Origin of the sequence: Sinorhizobium americanum, assembly GCF_001651855.1 — a bacterium.
In the GTDB taxonomy this organism is placed as follows: domain Bacteria; phylum Pseudomonadota; class Alphaproteobacteria; order Rhizobiales; family Rhizobiaceae; genus Sinorhizobium; species Sinorhizobium americanum.
Window position 1 is genome coordinate 82,341 of the sequence record NZ_LNQC01000052.1, and the last position, 17,430, is coordinate 99,770.

Annotated in this window: 18 protein-coding genes and 1 pseudogene; 8 read left to right on the forward strand and 11 right to left on the reverse strand. The window is 63.8% G+C overall.

What is annotated here, in order from left to right; translation table 11 throughout:
- Nucleotides 1-2: 2 nt before the first annotated feature.
- The 6 genes from ATC00_RS13815 to ATC00_RS13840 are packed head-to-tail and all read right to left on the reverse strand — an operon-like array spanning nucleotide 3 to nucleotide 5,493.
- The gene (locus ATC00_RS13815; protein WP_064253211.1) at nucleotides 3-1,619 is read right to left on the reverse strand and encodes an NTP transferase domain-containing protein; all 1,617 of its coding nucleotides are present in this window, start codon (nucleotides 1,617-1,619) and stop codon (nucleotides 3-5) included.
- On the reverse strand, nucleotides 1,616-2,320 hold the full coding sequence (locus ATC00_RS13820) for an XdhC family protein (protein ID WP_064253212.1): 705 nt from the start codon (nucleotides 2,318-2,320) through the stop codon (nucleotides 1,616-1,618). The genes ATC00_RS13815 and ATC00_RS13820 overlap by 4 nt, the downstream gene beginning before the upstream one ends.
- A gap of 4 nt (nucleotides 2,321-2,324) precedes the next feature.
- Complete coding sequence (locus ATC00_RS13825) at nucleotides 2,325-2,657, reverse strand: XdhC family protein (RefSeq protein ID WP_064253213.1); 333 nt, start codon at nucleotides 2,655-2,657, stop codon at nucleotides 2,325-2,327.
- Nucleotides 2,658-2,709: 52 nt separating this feature from the next.
- Nucleotides 2,710-4,008, reverse strand: coding sequence for a vWA domain-containing protein (locus ATC00_RS13830; RefSeq protein ID WP_064253214.1), 1,299 nt, complete (start codon nucleotides 4,006-4,008; stop codon nucleotides 2,710-2,712).
- Between the two features lie 4 nt (nucleotides 4,009-4,012).
- Complete coding sequence (locus tag ATC00_RS13835; protein ID WP_064253215.1) at nucleotides 4,013-4,942, reverse strand: AAA family ATPase; 930 nt, start codon at nucleotides 4,940-4,942, stop codon at nucleotides 4,013-4,015.
- Between the two features lie 23 nt (nucleotides 4,943-4,965).
- Nucleotides 4,966-5,493: a flavin reductase family protein gene (locus ATC00_RS13840; protein WP_064253216.1), complete on the reverse strand. Its 528-nt coding sequence runs from the start codon at nucleotides 5,491-5,493 to the stop codon at nucleotides 4,966-4,968.
- Nucleotides 5,494-5,652: 159 nt separating this feature from the next.
- On the opposite strand from ATC00_RS13840, the gene ATC00_RS13845 reads away from it, so the two are divergent.
- From ATC00_RS13845 to ATC00_RS13875, 7 genes are all read left to right on the forward strand, one after another.
- The gene (locus ATC00_RS13845; RefSeq protein ID WP_064253217.1) at nucleotides 5,653-6,741 is read left to right on the forward strand and encodes a branched-chain amino acid ABC transporter substrate-binding protein; all 1,089 of its coding nucleotides are present in this window, start codon (nucleotides 5,653-5,655) and stop codon (nucleotides 6,739-6,741) included.
- Nucleotides 6,738-7,742: a P1 family peptidase gene (locus ATC00_RS13850; protein ID WP_064253218.1), complete on the forward strand. Its 1,005-nt coding sequence runs from the start codon at nucleotides 6,738-6,740 to the stop codon at nucleotides 7,740-7,742. Before ATC00_RS13845 ends, ATC00_RS13850 begins: the two co-directional genes overlap by 4 nt.
- 73 nt (nucleotides 7,743-7,815) lie before the next feature.
- On the forward strand, nucleotides 7,816-8,493 hold the full coding sequence (gene rpe / locus ATC00_RS13855) for a ribulose-phosphate 3-epimerase (RefSeq protein ID WP_064253219.1): 678 nt from the start codon (nucleotides 7,816-7,818) through the stop codon (nucleotides 8,491-8,493).
- A gap of 2 nt (nucleotides 8,494-8,495) precedes the next feature.
- The gene (locus ATC00_RS13860) at nucleotides 8,496-9,233 is read left to right on the forward strand and encodes a DUF2259 domain-containing protein (protein ID WP_052035514.1); all 738 of its coding nucleotides are present in this window, start codon (nucleotides 8,496-8,498) and stop codon (nucleotides 9,231-9,233) included.
- Nucleotides 9,230-9,769 carry a hypothetical protein gene (locus tag ATC00_RS13865; RefSeq protein ID WP_064253220.1) on the forward strand — a complete coding sequence of 180 codons (540 nt, stop codon included), beginning with the start codon at nucleotides 9,230-9,232 and terminating at the stop codon, nucleotides 9,767-9,769. The genes ATC00_RS13860 and ATC00_RS13865 overlap by 4 nt, the downstream gene beginning before the upstream one ends.
- Nucleotides 9,770-9,838: 69 nt before the next feature.
- Nucleotides 9,839-11,146: an adenylosuccinate lyase gene (purB, locus tag ATC00_RS13870; RefSeq protein WP_037383544.1), complete on the forward strand. Its 1,308-nt coding sequence runs from the start codon at nucleotides 9,839-9,841 to the stop codon at nucleotides 11,144-11,146.
- 144 nt (nucleotides 11,147-11,290) lie between these two features.
- Nucleotides 11,291-11,596, forward strand: a complete 306-nt coding sequence (locus tag ATC00_RS13875) for a PilZ domain-containing protein (protein ID WP_037385019.1) — start codon at nucleotides 11,291-11,293, stop codon at nucleotides 11,594-11,596.
- Nucleotides 11,597-11,635: 39 nt separating this feature from the next.
- Here the strand turns inward: ATC00_RS13875 and ATC00_RS13880 are convergent, their stop codons facing one another.
- Complete coding sequence (locus ATC00_RS13880) at nucleotides 11,636-12,445, reverse strand: DUF2189 domain-containing protein (RefSeq protein WP_037383546.1); 810 nt, start codon at nucleotides 12,443-12,445, stop codon at nucleotides 11,636-11,638.
- Nucleotides 12,446-12,605: 160 nt separating this feature from the next.
- Here ATC00_RS13880 and ATC00_RS13885 point away from each other — a divergent pair, with 160 nt between their 5' ends.
- Complete coding sequence (locus tag ATC00_RS13885) at nucleotides 12,606-13,160, forward strand: RBBP9/YdeN family alpha/beta hydrolase (protein WP_037422273.1); 555 nt, start codon at nucleotides 12,606-12,608, stop codon at nucleotides 13,158-13,160.
- A gap of 22 nt (nucleotides 13,161-13,182) precedes the next feature.
- Here the strand turns inward: ATC00_RS13885 and ATC00_RS13890 are convergent, their stop codons facing one another.
- The 4 genes and pseudogenes from ATC00_RS13890 to ATC00_RS13905 form a co-directional block, all read right to left on the reverse strand.
- Complete coding sequence (locus ATC00_RS13890) at nucleotides 13,183-13,989, reverse strand: ABC transporter ATP-binding protein (RefSeq protein WP_064253221.1); 807 nt, start codon at nucleotides 13,987-13,989, stop codon at nucleotides 13,183-13,185.
- A gap of 8 nt (nucleotides 13,990-13,997) precedes the next feature.
- Nucleotides 13,998-15,034, reverse strand: a pseudogene (locus tag ATC00_RS13895) (FecCD family ABC transporter permease).
- A complete protein-coding gene (locus tag ATC00_RS13900) occupies nucleotides 15,031-16,041 on the reverse strand; it encodes a FecCD family ABC transporter permease (RefSeq protein ID WP_064253222.1) in 1,011 nt (336 codons plus the stop codon). Before ATC00_RS13900 ends, ATC00_RS13895 begins: the two are co-directional and overlap by 4 nt.
- Nucleotides 16,038-17,396 (reverse strand): MATE family efflux transporter, encoded by a 1,359-nt coding sequence (locus ATC00_RS13905; protein ID WP_064253237.1) that lies wholly within the window; start codon nucleotides 17,394-17,396, stop codon nucleotides 16,038-16,040. The genes ATC00_RS13900 and ATC00_RS13905 overlap by 4 nt, the downstream gene beginning before the upstream one ends.
- Between the last annotated feature and the right edge of the window lie 34 nt (nucleotides 17,397-17,430).

Here is a 17,430-nt window from a genome sequence, read left to right on the forward strand (position 1 = left end):
GCTCACTCCTTCAATGTGCCGCCGGCGGCCAGGACTGCTTCGGGCGTATCGACATCGAGGCGCGCGGCGGCACCCAGTTCGACATCGAGCACCGGAAGACCGCAGCGTTCGATTATGTCCCTCGCGCCCACATCGCCTAGGAGTTGCCGCACGGAAGCAAAGGTGGATCGCGGCAGGATGACCGGGTTTCCGCGCTGCCCCTCGGAAACCGCTCGCACGACTGCTCCGCCGGATTCGGCGTCGAAAGCCGCAATCATCTTTGCCAGATGCTCGGACGTGACACCCGGCATGTCCGCCAGCATCACCAGCATGCCGACCGCTTCCGCTCCCGCGGCCGACAGACCTGCAATAAGCGACGACGCCATCCCGCTCTCGTAATCCGGGTTCGAGGCAAACGTCACCGGCAGGCCGGAGAGTGCTGCCCGGATCTCTTGCTCGCGGTACCCGGTGACCACGACGACCTTGCCTTTGCCGCCGGCCAGTGCCGTCTCGACGGAGCGGCGAACGAGCGGGATGCCATCGAACTCGGCAAGAAGTTTGTGCCGCCCCGCGGGTCCCATCCGGCTTGCCCGGCCCGCCGCCAGCACGACGATCGCGACCGGCCCGGGCCGCGGTCTGACGGCTGTTTCCCGCGGCTGCGGCCGCGCTGGAATTTCCTTCAGCAGGCCACCGACGCCGAGACCGGTGATGTCGGCCGGGCTCGGCCACTCGCCGGCGAGCAGCCGGTCGAGGATCCAATCGAAGCCATTTTCCCTGGGGCTGCGGGCGCAGCCGGGTGCACCGATGACGGGGATTTCGCCCAGGCGACCAAGAACGAGCAGGTTGCCTGGGTCGACGGGCATGCCGACATGCTCGACGGTGCCGCCGGCGCGCCGGATCGCCTCGGGCACCACATCGTCAGGGTCGGCAACGGCGGAAGCGCCGAAGACGATCAGCAGGTCATGTGAAGCTGTAAGTTCGGCAATCGCCCCGGCGACGGCCGTCTCGCTGTGAGGGACGCGACGCTCCGTATCCAGGCTGCTGCCGGATTGGGCGAGCCGCGCCGCTAGCACAGCACGCGTCTTGTCCATCACCTGGCGCTTCAGCGACGGCAATTCGGTTGCGATCAAGGCCGCACGCCGCGGCACAAAGGGTTTCACTTCAAAGGCGGGCCCAGCGCGAAGCGCGGCAGCTGCTTGCTCGACGAAATGTTCCGGCACGGCCAACGGGATGATCTTAATGGTGGCCACCATGTCACCCGCACTGATGGCGACATGGTCGGCAAGACAGGCAAGCGTGATCGCCGGATCGATGCGGTTCACTTGATCGACAATGGTATCATTTGCGACGAAAAGCCCCGGCACTGTCGCGTACACATTGACGCGGCCGGTCGCGGCTGGCGAGAAACGTAGATGGTCGGGGGCGATGGCGGCGGCAATCCGAGCCGCGGCCTCATCTTCCGGCAGGTCGCCGGGATCGAGTCGGGCAACGATGACTTCCTGGATATTGGCGTCGCTAAGCATGGCGAGATCACCCGGGCTCAGGCGATGGCCTTTCGCCAGCTTGCCTGCCTCGCTCTTCACCGCATGCGCCAAAATAGCGCCTTCCGCTTGCGCAAGCGGCACAGGACCAAACCTCATGTTGCATGCCCCTGCTCTGCGGGATCACGATGGCGGAGCGCTTCGATGATTTCCGCAAGGACGGCGACGGCGATCTCGGCGGGGCTCGCGGCGCCGATATCAATGCCGATCGGCGCCCTGATGCGGCCGATTGCCTCTTGTGACACGCCCGCCGACCGCAATCTTTCGACGCGCGACGCATGGGTCTTGCGGCTGCCGAGCGCGCCGACATAGAAGCAGCCCGCCTCGAGGGCGGCCCGGATCGGATAGTCGTCGATTTTTGGGTCGTGGGTGACAGCCGCCAGGGCCGTATAGCGGTCGAGCGGGCGCGTCGGCAGAACATCTTCCGGCCAATCCGCCAGAAGCTCGATGGCCTGGAACCGCTCGGCCGTCGCGAAGGCGGTGCGCGGGTCTATGATCGTCATATCGAAGCCGGCGACCGGCGCCAGCCGCGCCAGCGCCTGGGAGATGTGGACGGCACCGATGACGACCAACCGCGGCGGCGGCAGGTAGACGTTGATGAAGATGGATCGTTCATCGAGCGCCGAAAGTTTGGGACGACCCGACCGAAGCGTTTCAGAGATTGCAGCCTCCCATTCGGCCGGGAATGCTTCGCCCTCGATGAAGGCCTGCGCGCGGCCGCTCGAAGTATCATTGACGACCACGGCGGCCCGCCGTGCCGACCGCGCCTCATTCAGCTTCTCAAGAGTGGACAGTTGCATGGTCTCAGCCGTCTATCCGCTCAACATAGACCCGGATTCGACCGCCGCAGGACAGGCCGACCCGCCATGCCGTTTCGTCAGCGACGCCGAATTCCAGGACGGTCGGGAGGCCCGATGCGATCACGTCGGCCGCTTCGCCGACGACGGCGCCTTCAACGCAACCGCCCGACACAGAGCCCTCAAAGTTGCCCTCGCCGTCAATGACCAGATGACTGCCGACTGGGCGGGGTGCGGAGCCCCAAGTCTCGATGACCGTCGCCAAGGCCACGGCGCGGCCTTGCCCGTGCCATGCCTCGGCGATCTCCAACGGGTCGAGCATCTTCGCGTCGTTCGTCATATTCTTGGCACTCCCGTTCTTCCCTCTTAGATCATGGCGATGCAGGCACAGTTCAACCCACATCGCCGTTGCCGCTAAAAATGGCGCGAGCCGGAGTCGCGGCGGCGCGCCGTGAATCAAGGAAGCGCCGTGGATCGGCGTCGCGGCTCCGCTCACCCGACAGGGACTTCACCAGTTCGGCGACGGATTCGAGATTGTGCACGCTCCGAAATTCATCGACATGCGGCAGCATGGCCCTGACACCGCGGGCCCGCGCCTCGAAACCCTCGAAGCGCAGCAGCGGATTGAGCCAGATCAGCCGGCGGCAGGAGCGATGCAGGCGATCCATCTCGATCTCGAGCTGCACCGTGTCGTCACGCTCGAGGCCGTCGGTCATCAAGAGGACGATAGCGCCCTGCCCCAGCACACGCCGAGACCAACGACGGTTGAACTCGTGCAGCGTTTCGCCGATGCGCGTACCGCCTGACCAGTCCTTGACCGCAGCGACGCACTCGTCGAGCGCCTCGTCGGGATCACGGTTGCGCATTTGGCGGGTGACGTTCGTCAGCCTGGTGCCGAAGAGAAAGGTCTCAACGCGGTGGCGCTCTTCTGTCAGTGCATGCAGGAAATGCAGGAAAACCCTCGTGTACTGCGTCATCGAGCCCGAGATATCCGCAAGCACGACGAGCGGCGGATGCCTGAGACGCGGCTCCCGGAAGCGAGGCTGGATGAACTCGCCGCCGAGCCGCATGGCATCGCGCATGGTCGCGCGCGGATCGATCCGGGCCGGCCGATGAGACGGGCGGAAGCGCCGTGTCTTGACCCGATCGAAGGGCAAGAGCAGCGACGACATCGCCCTGCGCGCCTCGGCGATTTCTGCGGCTGTCATCTGCGCAAAATCCGCCTTGCGAAAGAGCTCGCGGCCCGAGGCGGTGAAGCGCGCGTCGATTTCGATCTGCTCCTCCTCACGAGCCTGTCGAGTGTCGTCCCGGCCGCTGAGGAGCGCTTCGCTAAGACGTGCCTCGCCGATGCGCCGCCTCCGATCATCCCTTACGCGTGCGGGGGCGACGGGCGACAATAGCGCGATCATCTTGCGGACGAGATCGCGCTTGCGCCAGAACAGGCGGAACGCTTCATCAAAAAGCGGCTGGTCCTCATGTCTCTTCACCAGCGTGCATTGGAGCGCGGTATAGAACTCTGGGCGCGACCCGATGCCGATTGCGCCGACCGCCTCGATGGCGTCCGCAATCGCGCCCGGTCCGATCCGCATGCCTGCCCGCCGCAGCGCCCGGGCGAAGAAGACAATGTTGTCGGCAAACTGCCCGTGGTCCCGGCGATGGCTTACTCCCGCGGCATCCGGCGCGCCCGTCATGGTGTCAGTCCTCAGCCGAAAGTTCGCGCTTGACTTCTTCAAGCAGCTTACGCCCTTCGGCGCCCTCGATCCGGGCGATGTCATCCTGATATTTGAGCAGCGTCCCGAGCGTATCGGCGAGGGTCTCGGGATCGAGCGCCAGCGCGTCGAGCTCGGTCAGCGCCGTCGCCCAGTCGATCGTCTCCGCGACGCCGGGATTCTTGAAGAGATCGACTGTACGGAGCTTCTGGACATAAGCGACGATCTCCCGGGAAAGCGTCGCATTGCAGCCGGGTACCTTACGCCGGATGATCTCCAGCTCCTGTGACGCGCCGGGATAGTCGACCCAATGATAGAGGCAGCGGCGCTTCAAGGCATCGTGGATTTCGCGCGTCCGGTTGGTGGTGATAATGACGATCGGCGGCTCATCGGCCCGGATCGTTCCAAGCTCGGGAATGGTCACCTGGAAATCGGAAAGCACCTCGAGGAGGAAAGCCTCGAAGGCTTCGTCGGTGCGGTCGAGCTCGTCGATCAGAAACACTGGCGCACGGCCGGCATTCGCAGAGATCGCCTGAAGCACCGGACGGCGAATGAGGAAACGTTCCGAAAAAATGTCGCTTTCCACCCTTTGCCGGTCGACCATGCCGGCGGCCTCCGAAAGGCGGATTTCCAGCATCTGCGCCGGGTAGTTCCATTCATAGACGGCGGATGCGACGTCGAGTCCTTCATAGCATTGCAGCCGGATCAGCGGTCGATCGAGCGAGCGCGAGAGCACCTTGGCGATTTCCGTCTTGCCGACCCCGGCCTCTCCTTCGAGAAAGAGCGGGCGCTTCATCCGGAGTGCCAGGAAAAGAACGGTGGCGAGAGCGGGTCCGGCGAGATAGTTCTCCGATTCCAGCAGCGCCATCGTCTCATCGATGGACTGCGGCATTCTGCCTGTCTCGTGTTTCGCCATGTTCGCTCCTCTGCCGAGGAAAATTATAGCGTGCGGTATCCCCGGTCCACATAAATGAGCGGTGGTGCCTTTTCGCCGATTTGCACGTCGACCACCTCGCCGAAGAGTATCGCGTGAGTGGCCATGATCTTCACTTCGATCAGACGGCAATCGAAGGCGGCGATGGCGTCGACGAGGATTGGCGCCCCGGTCGCAAGCTGCGTCCAGCGGCCGAGCGCAAAGCGGCGCTCCATCTCGAGCTGGTCGCGACCGGAAAAGGCGTGCGCCAAGGCGAGATGCTGCCGGCCTAGGACGTTCAGTGCAAAACTGTCGTTGCGGAAGAAGATGTCGTTGCGGGGATTTGCTGCATTGAGGCAGGCGAGAATCATCGGAGGTTCGTCCGAAACCGAGCAGGAGGCGGTGATGGTAACGCCGCGCCGCTCGCCACTATCCGCTGCGGTGATCAACTGCACGTGATGAGACAGGCGGCTCATCGTATCGCGATAGCTTATCGGGTCCAGCCGGGTCTTCTCCAACACATCACGCTCCGGATCGGTATTTCGCACATACATAGACTGTCGCAAGGAATATGAAACTAGGCCGACAGAGAATCTTGCCGATCAGCGCATACGCATGACGCAGATCGGGCGATCCCCGTTCCTACCAGCATCTTTTCCTTTGACGAGTTGAGCCACTTCCTTAAAACATGACGTGCGATAGCGGGAAAAAACATGCTGAAATCAATTGGTACGACCCTTTTCGTCGCCGCGCTGACGCTGACCTCTCCCGCGCTTGCCGCCGGTCTGAAGATTGCCGTCGTCGCTCCCGCCGACGGACCCTTCGCTGCGCTCGGCAAGCAGATCACCGATGGCGCTGCCTTCCAGGCCGGCGACCGGGGAAGCGAGATCGTTCCTGTCGCGGAAAGCTGCGATCCTGCAGGCGGCGAGGCGTTGACGAAGGCTCTGCTCGCCAGCGGTGCCGAGGCGGCGATCGGCTTCCTCTGCACCGAGAGCCTGGAAGCTGCGCTGCCGGCGCTGGCCGAGGGCGGGATACCCGCCATCACGCTCAGCGTGCGCTCGGACATTCTGATGGAGGACGCCCTCAAGAAGAAATGGCCGCTCTTCCGCCTGGCACCGAGCGGCAAGGCCGAGGCCGCGGCGATCACCGATGCGATCGTGACGAATTGGAGGGACAAGCCACTGGCCCTCATCGACGACGGAACGATCCACAGCCGCGAACTTGTCGAAAGCGTCCGCAACGCTCTTGCGGAGATCGGCATGACGCCCGTCTTCACCGACACCTACCGGCCGGCACAGGAACAGCAGGTCAGCCTCGTTCGGCGCCTGGCGAAAAGCGGCGCAACGCATGTGTTCACCGGCGGCGACCGCAACGACACGGCCGTCATCGCCCGCGACGCGAAGGCGGAGAATGTTCCGATAACCTTGCTCGGCGGCGATACGCTGAACGCCGCGGATCTTGACGTGCCGTTGGAAAATGGCGTGCTGGCAGTCACCATTCCGGATCCCGCCCGGTCGAGCGAAGCGGCGCCGGTCGTTGCCGCAATGCGCGCCGCGGGAATTGAACCGGATGGTTACATCCTCCCCGCCCTTGCAGCGGTCTCGCTTCTCGAGCATGCGAAGGATCAAGCGGAGAAGGATGACAAGGCTATCCTGGACGCACTTTCGAAGGGCCCCTACGCAACAGTCCTCGGGCCGATCGGCTTCAACGGCAGCCATGAACGGGCCGAAAGCCCCTACCGGCTGATGCAGTGGCGGGACGGCCGCTTCGTGGGCGCACCCGATCCGGGCAAGGCCGAGTGATGCGGAAGGGACCGACCAATCTGATTACCGACGTCGCTGGGATCCTGGTCGGCAATGCCGAGGATCACCGGCTGAAATCCGGCGTCACGGCGGTGCTTTGCGACCCGCCGGCCGCCGCCGCGGTTCAGGTTCTGGGCGGCGCGCCGGGAACGCGTGAGACCGATCTCCTCGCCCCGCACAATACGGTCCAGACGGTCGACGCAATCGTATTGTCCGGCGGTTCGGCCTTCGGCCTGGACGCGGCCTCCGGCGCTCAGGCGGCCTTGCGGGAAATGGGACGCGGCTTTCCCGTCGGCCCGCATCGGATCCCGATCGTTCCAGCGGCAATCCTCTTCGACCTGATGAATGGCGGCGAGAAGGATTGGGGGCAGTTCTCACCCTATCGCGAACTCGGTTATGACGCGGCACGCGCTGCCGCCGGAGCCTTCACGACCGGCAGTGCCGGCGCCGGAACGGGTGCACTCACGGCCACTTTCAAAGGCGGCCTCGGCTCCGCCTCGACGGTTCTTGCAAACGGCATCACCGTCGGCGCCCTTGTCGCGGTCAACGCGCTCGGCTCGGCAACGATCGGCGACACGCGCCATTTCTGGGCCGCCCCCTTTGAACTGGATGGCGAATTCGGCGGGCTCGGGATGCCGTCTCCCTGGCCACGGGACGCGGCGCGGCCGCGGCTAAAGTTCCGCGAGCCGGCAGCCGCCAACACGACCATTGCCGTCGTCGCCACCGACGCGGCTCTCTCGAAGGCCGAGGCGAAACGCCTGGCGATTGCCGCCCATGACGGTTTCTCCCGAGCGCTGTGGCCGTCCCATACGCCGCTCGACGGCGACCTCGTGTTCGCGCTCGCCACTGGCACCAGCGGCACGACGCTCCTCCTGGAGGATTTCATCTACCTTGGCGCCGCGGCGGCGGCGACCATGGCCCGGGCGATCGCGCGGGGCGTGCACGATGCCGCAGCGGCCGCGGGCGATATCAAACCGGCCTGGTCGGCATTGGCAGGATGACGAGGGCTCGCCCTCGCATGTTGTTCGGCCGGTCGCGGAATGCTATGGGCGCGGGAAAGACCGGAGGCTGTTCATGACCCACCCCATTCGCATCGCCCCATCGATCCTGGCGGCCAACTTTTCCAAACTTGGCCAGGAGGTCCGCGACGTCGTCGATGCCGGGGCCGATTGGATCCACCTCGACGTCATGGACGGGCATTTCGTGCCGAACATCACCTTCGGTCCCGACGTCATCAAGTCGCTGCGCCCCTACACGGACGCGACCTTCGATTGCCATCTGATGATCGCTCCGGCCGATCCATTTCTCGAAGGCTTTGCCAAGGCCGGGTGCGATATCCTGACTGTCCATGCCGAGGCGGGCCCGCATCTGCACCGTTCCTTGCAGACCATCAAGGCGCTTGGCAAGAAGGCAGGCGTCTCGCTCAACCCCGCGACGCCCGACAGCGCACTCGAATACATCCTCGATACGGTCGATCTCATCCTGGTGATGACGGTCAATCCGGGCTTCGGCGGCCAGAAGTTCATCGCCGCGATGGAAGAGAAGATCCGCCGCATCAAGAAAATGGTCGGCAATCGGCCGATCGAAATCGAGGTGGATGGCGGCATCACGCCCGAAACCGCCGGCATCGTCACAAGGGCCGGCGCCAACGTACTGGTCGCCGGCTCGGCGATCTTCAAGGGCGACTCCGTCGACGCCTACCGCGCCGCCATCGAGGCGATCCGCACGCCGGCCGAGAAGGGTCGGCGATGAGCTTGCGGGCAGCGATCGCGACGGCAGTTCTGATTGCTGCGGCGATTGCCGCTCCACCCGCGATCGCCGGCGACTATGCCAATTTTCAGCCAATCGGCTTCTCTTCGGACGGCAAGGTCTTCGGCTTCGAGGAATATGGCATACAGGACGGCTCCGGCTTTCCCTATTCGTCTATCTACGTCCTCGACACTCAGACCGACACGTTCCTGCCCGGCGCGCCTGTACGCGCCCATGTGGAGGAGGATAACGGAGCCCTTCCCCGCGCTCGCCGAGACGCGCACCGGCGCGCGGCGCCGCTGATCGACGCCTATCGCCTTCTCGACACGCCAGGGCTACTCGCCGCCTACAATCCAGTTACGGAGTCGGACGCGGCGGACCACAGGCTGCGCTACGATGCTTTCCCAGCCGATCCGCCGTTCCGCAAGACCTACGAGTTGCAGCTTGAAGAAAAGAGCTTGGCAGCCGAGGGCATCTGCAAGGACCTCCTGAAAGACGTCAAAGGCTTCCGCCTCGTCATGACGGAGAAAGCCGGAAAGCCCGTATCCGAGGTGCTGCAGGATGACAGCCGCATCCCGGAAAGCCGCCGCTGCCCGACCGGCTACCGGATCGGCGGGGTGGTAACTCACGTCGATGACGACGGCGTGCAGGTGCATGTCGTCATGGTCCTCGTCAAATCCCTTGGCTTCGAAGGCACGACCGATGGGCGCTGGATCGCGGTGCCGTTCTGGCCCGCGCGATGAACGAGCAGCCGGCCGCCCGGCGGAATGTCGCCGGTCCTGGCAGCCGCTCGAAACGTGGGCGTATCCATCGTGCCATCCCGTCCTGGCGGGAAACCTTCCTCGGCGCTCCCGCCTGGGGTCTGGCGATGGCATTCTCCGCCTGGTATGCGCTTTGGCTGCGCGAGAATGACGCGACGTTCCACCTGCAAAGCATCCTGCTGCTCTACGCCCTGGGCGGCCTCGTCGCCTGGCCGCTTTCGCTTTTCGGTGGCCGCTGCATGGCAGAGGGCCGTTCGATCGAAACGCGCTTTGCTGCCTATCTCCTGTGCCTGATCGCCGGAACCATCGGACTGACCGGGCTGCTCTTTGCCCTTGATTACCGGCTCTTCTACTCGCAATGGCATGCGACGACTGGATCCCGCATCTGGTTCTATCAGGTGCTGTTCACGTCGGCCTCAGCTTTCTACCAATTTCTGGTGCTGGGGATCAGGCTATACCTGCCCCTCGGGGCGCTCGCCCTCGTGCTGGCGAGCCTCGGACTTGCTCGACGGCAATAGCGTTGAGCTTCTGTCCCATCTTTGATAGAGGCACAGCCATCCTCCACTGACGATGAAAGCATAGAGCCCATGATCCCCCGTTACTCCCGGCCGGAAATGGTGGCCATCTGGTCGCCGGAAACGAAGTTCCGCATCTGGTTCGAGATCGAGGCGCATGCCTGCGACGCGCTCGCCGAAATTGGCGTGATCCCCAAGGAAGCGGCCAAGACCATCTGGGAAAAGGGCGGCGCGGCTAAGTTCGATGTGGCGCGCATCGATGAAATCGAAGCCGTCACCAAGCACGACGTCATCGCCTTCCTCACTCATCTTGCCGAATTCGTCGGCCCGGACAGCCGCTTCGTCCACCAGGGCATGACCTCCTCCGACGTGCTCGACACCTGCTTCAACGTGCAGCTCGTCCGTGCCACGGACCTCCTGCTCGCCGACCTCGACAGGCTGCTCGAGGCGCTGAAGCGCCGCGCCTTCGAACACAAGGACACGGTGACCATTGGCCGCTCGCATGGCATTCATGCGGAGCCGACGACCTTCGGCGTCAAGCTGGCGCTCGCCTATGCGGAGTTCGACCGCTGCAAGGAGCGCCTTCTCGCCGCCCGTGAAGAGATTGCGACCTGCGCGATTTCCGGTGCCGTCGGCACCTTCGCCAATATCGATCCGCGCGTCGAGGAACATGTCGCAAAGGCCCTCGGCCTGAAGCCCGAGCCGGTCTCCACGCAGGTTATCCCGCGCGACCGCCACGCCATGTACTTCGCGACGCTTGGGGTCATCGCCTCGTCGATCGAGCGCCTCGCCACGGAAATCCGTCACCTGCAGCGCACCGAAGTGCTGGAGGCGGAGGAGTATTTCTCGCCCGGCCAGAAGGGCTCCTCGGCCATGCCGCACAAGCGTAATCCGGTGCTGACGGAGAATCTCACCGGCCTTGCCCGCATGGTCCGCGCCTTCGTCGTTCCGGCCATGGAAAACGTGGCGCTCTGGCATGAGCGCGATATCTCGCATTCCTCGGTTGAACGGATGATCGGACCAGACGCCACGGTGACGCTCGATTTCGCACTGGCGCGGCTGACCGGCGTCGTCGACAAGCTCCTCGTCTATCCGGACAACATGATGAAGAACATGAACAAGTTCCGCGGACTTGTTCATTCGCAGCGGGTACTTCTCGCCCTCACCCAAGCCGGCGTCTCTCGCGAGGACGCCTATCGCCTTGTCCAGCGGAACGCCATGAAGGTGTGGGAAGAAGGCAAGGATTTCCTGGAGGAGCTGCTGGCCGACCAGGAAGTGCGTGCGGCGCTCTCCGAAGAGGACATCCGCGAGAAGTTCGATCTCGGCTATCACACCAAGCACGTCGACACGATCTTCCGCCGGGTCTTCGGCACGGTCTGAGCCCATTCTCGAGGCACCAATCGAAGGTCAGGAATGAAATTGGCCCGCATTTGAGCGCTTGCTTCAAATGCGGGCTATTTTATTAGCCCGTCCTTCAACGCTCTCGTGGAATCTGAACCTCAAACAATGAGGTTCGAGGAAGTCATGGCGTTTAGGGAGAGCGTTCAGCGCGCATCCGCGCGCAACGAGACGAAGATCACCGGCATGGTCACCTGCAAGACCGGCTCGAGCAACGGTGTCGTGAAGGATCTTTCCGACGAAGGTATCTGTTTTCAGCTGCTGTTCGATATTGGCGCCCGAATGGGCCAGGAAGTGACGATCCGCAGCGAGGAGCTCGGCTTCCTCACCGGGATCGTGCGCTGGTCGCGCGGCGACAGGATCGGCATCAAGCTCAAGCTGTCATCGAATACGGCTGCGCAAATCTCGTCCTATTACAAGTTTTTCCGGTAGCCGACGGCCGACCAAACGGCCGACCGTCGGTTTTGCGGCTTAACGGATCGGCTGGGCCGGCTCCACCAGTTTTCGATAGAGATGCCAGGTGGCGTGACCAAAAATCGGCATGATCACCGCGAGACCGACGAAAACCGGGATTGATCCGATCACCAGGCCCGCGGCAATGATCAATCCCCAGAGGGCGACCGGCACCGGGTTGGCGAGCGTCGCTCGGACCGAGGTCTCGATTGCCGTAAAGGCGCCGACGTCCCTGTCGAGCAGCAGCGGAAAGCTGATGACGCTGATCGACAGCACGATCACCGCGAAGACGAACCCGATAGCGTTGCCGACGAGGATCAGGTTCCAGCCCTGCTCCGTACCGATCACGCCATTCCAGAATTCGGCGATGGAGTTCGGCGGGGTTGCGCCGAACATCGTTACGTAGAGCCCCTGGGCGACCAGAAGCCAGACGACGAAAATCACGAACAACAGGGCCGCCACCGCCAGGATCGACGGAATTGCCGGATTGCGGTGCAGCCGCAGCGCATGCGGCCATGACGCGTCCATGCCGAGTTCGCGGCGCCGGCTGATCTCGTAGAGGCCGATTGCCGCGACAGGCCCGATGAGGGCAAAGCCGGATGCGAGCGGATAGAGCAACGGCAGCATGTTCGCCCCCGCGCTCCAGGTCATCAGCACGACACCGGCAATTGGATAAATGAGACACAGAAAAACATAATGCGACGGCTTCTCGCGGAAATCGTCGAACCCGCGACGCAGCGCATCGAACACATCTGCAATGCCAATCTTTCGTATCTCGGGATGAACGGCGCTTTCGTTCGCTCCCGAGAGGACATGGAAGGTTGTCATGGCTCACACTCCTCAACGAACCAGAGCAGCCATGGATTCGCAACGGCGGCGAAAAATGGCCGTTGCGAACCGCGACCGCCATCTCGGATTATACAGAAAATGCAACCCTTGTCGCCTCCGCCTTGACTTCGGCTCTTTTCGTCGCCAAATCGCGGCGATCATGAAGGTTTCAGAAGCACATATCCTGATCGTCCCGGGCTATACCAACTCCGGTCCGGACCATTGGCAAAGCCGCTGGGAGCGCAAGCTGTCAACGGCGCGCCGAGTCGTGCAGGCGGAGTGGTCGAAACCTGTGCGCGAGGATTGGGTGGCGCGGATGATCGAAGAGGTCAATGCGGCGACCAAGCCGGTGGTGATCGTCGCCCATTCGCTGGGCATCGCCACCGCCGTTCATGCAATTCCGCATTGCAAGAAGAAGATCGCGGGCGGCTTTCTTGTCGCCCCACCCGACGTCGCAAACCCGAATGTCCGTCCGAAACATCTGATGACCTTCGGTCCGTATCCGCGCGACCCGCTGCCGTTTCCATCGCTGGTGATCGCCAGCCGCAACGATCCGTTCGGCTCCTACGAGCAGGCGGGCGACATTGCCAATGCCTGGGGATCGCTGCTCATCGATGCCGGCGAGGCCGGCCACATTAACGCCGAGTCCGGCCACGGGCCGTGGCCGGAAGGCACGATGGTCTTCGCCCAATTTTTGACGCGCCTTCAGGCCTGACCGAGCCGGACAACGGAACCCTTCATGCAGCCGCGGCTGGCTCATTCCGGGCCGCGATCCGCACCTGGAAATGAGGTGGGCTACCGTCAGCGGGCGCAAGCATGAATTCACCTTCGACCTGGAAGGCGTTTTCGACCAACCCGCTTCGTGCAAGTGCGACGGCATCGCCGCTGTAGCGAATTTCGCCACCGGTCATGAGCACGATCCGATCGGCGATCGCCATCGCGTGGTTGAGATCGTGAATGGAGAGGACAACCGCAACCTTGCGTTCCCTCGCGAGTCGGCAAAGCAGTTCGAGCACCTCGACCTGATGACCGATGTCGAGGAAGGAAGTCGGCTCATCTAGAAGGAGTATCCGCGCTTCCTGGGCCAGCGCCGCCGCGATCCAGGCACGCTGCCGTTCGCCGCCGGATAGCGCATCGAGGCGCCGCTCGGCAAGCTCGCCCAACCCCGTCTGCTTCAGTGCCCACGAAACTGCCTGCTGATCTCGCGAGGAGAAGCCGGCGAAGAGGCCGAGATGGGCAAAGCGTCCCTGGCGCGCGAGTTGTTCCACGGTCATGTTCTCGGGTGACAGCGGCGCCTGCGGCAGGAAGGACAATCTTTTCGCCAATTCCCGTCTCGTCCACTGGGCGACGGTGCGGCCCTCGATCATCGTGCTTCCCGCCGACGGCCGGTTGAGGCCGGCAAGGGCATGGAGCGCCGTGCTCTTGCCGGATCCGTTCGGGCCGATGAGCGCGATGATCTCGCCCGGAGCGACATCGATGGAAAAGTCGCTGAGCGCGGTCAGCTCGCCATATCGAACCGTGATCTTTCTTGCGGACAGGAGCATCGGAGTCCTCACAGGTGGCGTCGCAGCAGGATAAGGAGAATGGGGGCACCGGCAAAGGCGGTGACGACGCCGATCGGAATTTCCTCGGGGCCACCGATCAGGCGCCCGGCAAGATCGGCCGCCGTTACCAGCGACGCACCGATGAGGGCGGCAAGCGGCAGGACGAGATGGAAATGCCGGCCCGCAACGAAGCGTGCCATGTGCGGCACCACGAGTCCGACGAAGATCAGCGGCCCGACCGCGCCGACCGCACTTGCCGCCAACACGCTGGCGATCGCCAACACGAGGCTGAACCACAGGCGGTAGGACAGGCCGAAGGAGCGGGCGGCATCTTCCTCGAACCGCAGCATCGCCAGTGGGCGCAGCACGAACGGGAGAGCCAGGAATCCGGCGATCGTGAATGGCAGGAGAAACAATACATGCTCCCAGCCTCGGGCGTAGAGACTGCCCGCAAGCCATTGCATGACGATCTCGATCCGCGCGCTGCCCCAGCCAACGACGATCCCCATGGCGATCGCATGCAGGAAGGCTCCGATCGCAATTCCGCATAGCGTCAGCCGCAATGCACTCAAGCCCTTACCGAGCGCCAGGACATAGATCAGCGCGCCGCCGAAGAGCCCGCCGCCGCATCCCACTAGTGGCAGCCAGCCGACAGGTAAAGCGTAAAGCGTGTTGGAATCCGAGTTCAGACGGTAAACGGCGAAGAACAGGAAGACCGTCACGGCGAGGGTCGCACCCTGTGAGATTCCCATGATCGTCGGGTCTGCAAGCGGGTTGCGGGTGATCGATTGCAGCAACACGCCGGCAACGGCGAAATGCATGCCCGCGAGTATCCGGTTGCGATCCTCGGTATGCGGATCGTGGCGATGATGAGGTTGCCCTGGTCCGATCCATGGCCGGTCAGGACCGCCATGATCTCCGCCGCGGGCAAGTCCACGACACCAAAGAAGACCGAAAGAAGGATGAGGCCGATTGCTCCGAGGGTCAGGCCGGCAATCTGTTTGCCGGTGAAAGGCCTTGCAGCGGAGGCGGTAGCGAGGGTCATGCGAGCGCTCCCCTGCTCATGGAGGTCTCACGGCGCTGCGCCAAATAGATGAAAATCGGACCGCCGATCATCGCAGTGAATATGCTGACCGGGATCTCACGCGGCGCCGCAACCGAGCGTGCCAGCACATCGGCCGTCAGGAGCAAGCCGCCGCCGATCGCGATGTTGAGCATGAGCGACCAGACGCAATCTTTTGGACGCAGGAGCCTCACGAGATGCGGCGCCGCCAGCCCGATGAAGGCGACAGGCCCCGCGACCGGGGTGACCCCGGCCACAAGGCCGATCGCCGCGAGCAACAGGAGCGGCTTCCAGACCGAGAGATTGACGCCCATGCCTGCGGCGACCTCGTCTCCGAGCGCCAACACGCCAATGACCCGGTGACTGGCGAGCGCCACCGCCAAGCCGGAAATTATCCAGGGCAGCATGTACATGATCTGCGGCCAGGACCTGCCCTGAAAACCTCCCGACAACCAGAACAGCACCGAGGGCGATTGCGGACCGCCCCTCAGGAGCACATAGGTCGTGATCGCGTTGAGAAACAAGGCGACGGTGATGCCGCCGAGCGCCGTGTGGAGGGTCGAGGCCCGACCGCCACGCGCAACCCAGATCGTCATCGAGGCTCCAGCTAGCCCTCCGGCCATACCGATCGCCGGGTAATAGAACGACGATATGGCCGGCAGGAAGACGAAGGTGCTGACGATCGCCGCGACGGCGCCGGACGAAACACCGGTCAGGTCGGGTGCTGCCAGCGGGTTCCTGGTGATCGACTGCAGAAGAAACCCGGAAACCGCCAGCGCGCCGCCGGCTAGAAAGGCGGCAATGCTGCGCGGCATGCGGAGGGTCCAGACGATGATGCCGTCAGTCCCCCGGTTGGGCGAGGCGAGTGCCGCCAAAGCCTCTGCCAGCGTCATCGGCTTTGCGCCGATCAGGAGGCCCAGCACCGCAACAGCAAAGGCAGCTACCGAGATGATTACAGTCAAAAAGGCCGAGCGAGAAGAAGGATTCATCGCGCCGGCTCCGCCACAGCAGCGGGAGCGACGCCCCGTTCGAACAGCAGCACCATGCCCGTGGCTGCCGCGGCCAGCCCCGCACCCATGCCGCTCCAGACGCCGAGCACGCCCGGGTAGAGGTGGAAGCCCACCAGCCATGCAGTCGGGGCTCCAACGATCCAGTAGCTACCGATCGTGATCCAGAACCCCTGCCCGGCGCGGCCGATGCCCCGCACCGCGCCGATGCCGATGTTCTGCAGGAAATCGAGGATCTGAAAAAGCGCTGCTGCGAAAAGAAGCCCGGTTGCGATTTCATGCAGACCAGCCTCGCCGTCGGGCTTTATGGAAAAGAGAGCCAAAACCTCGGATGGGAAAAGCAGCAACAGGAACGAAAAGGCCGAAACCACCGCAAATCCGAGACAGAGGCCGCTGCGGCCGGCTCCGAGCGCGGCCGCGCCGTTGTGCGTACCGATGGCCTCGCTGACCCCGATAGATGTGGCATGCGAAAGGCCGATCGACAGCATGAATATGACATAGATGATCTGGTTGACGGCCGCATGCGCCGCGAGCGCGGCCGCCCCGTAGGTCCCTGCCATGAGGGCAATCAGCGTGGTGAATCCCGCCTCGGAGGCGTAAGAGCCCGCAGTTGGCACGCCGATCTTCAAAATGCGCCTCAACGCCGATCCGATCTCGGCTGCGGATTTCTCCCGGACGAAACGCGTCGTACCGTGGGTGACCGACGCGATGGCGACGAATTGCAACAGATAGGAAATCGAGCTCGACGCGGCGACACCAGGAACACCGAGAGCGGGCAAGCCGAATGCGCCGAACAGAAAGCCGTAGTCAAGCACGGCGTTCACCACAACCGTGCCGAGGGTGATCAGAAGCAGCAGATTGGCGCGCCGGCCACCGACGACGAGTCCGCGGTAAGCGTAGAACCAGAACAAGGGGAACAGCCCCGGCGCCACGAACAGAAGGTAGCGCGAGGCAAATTCCGTAACTTCCTCGTCCTGCCCGAACCAGGGAAGAAGAAGGCCGCCGAAAGCCAGAACCAACGCACCTATGGCGGCGGCACCCGTCGCAATGGCAAGCCCCGCGAGAAGATGTGCTCGGAAGATGCCAGCGCGGCTGTTCTCCGCAACAAGATTGGACGTGCCGACGACGAGGCCGAAGCCCATCGTCCGCAGCAGATTGAACAGGGTGAAGCCGAGCGCGCCGGCCGCCAGCGCCGTGCCGCCCACCCAGCCCAGCATGATCATGTCCGTGGTGGAAATGGCGACCTGGGCCAGTTGCACGGCGGACAATGGCATGGCGAGCGCGCCGATGCGGCGCGCCTGGGCGAAGGTGGGATAAGAAAGCGACACGGCGGGCATATCCGGTTTGACGGCCGCTTTGGCGGCCACCGAC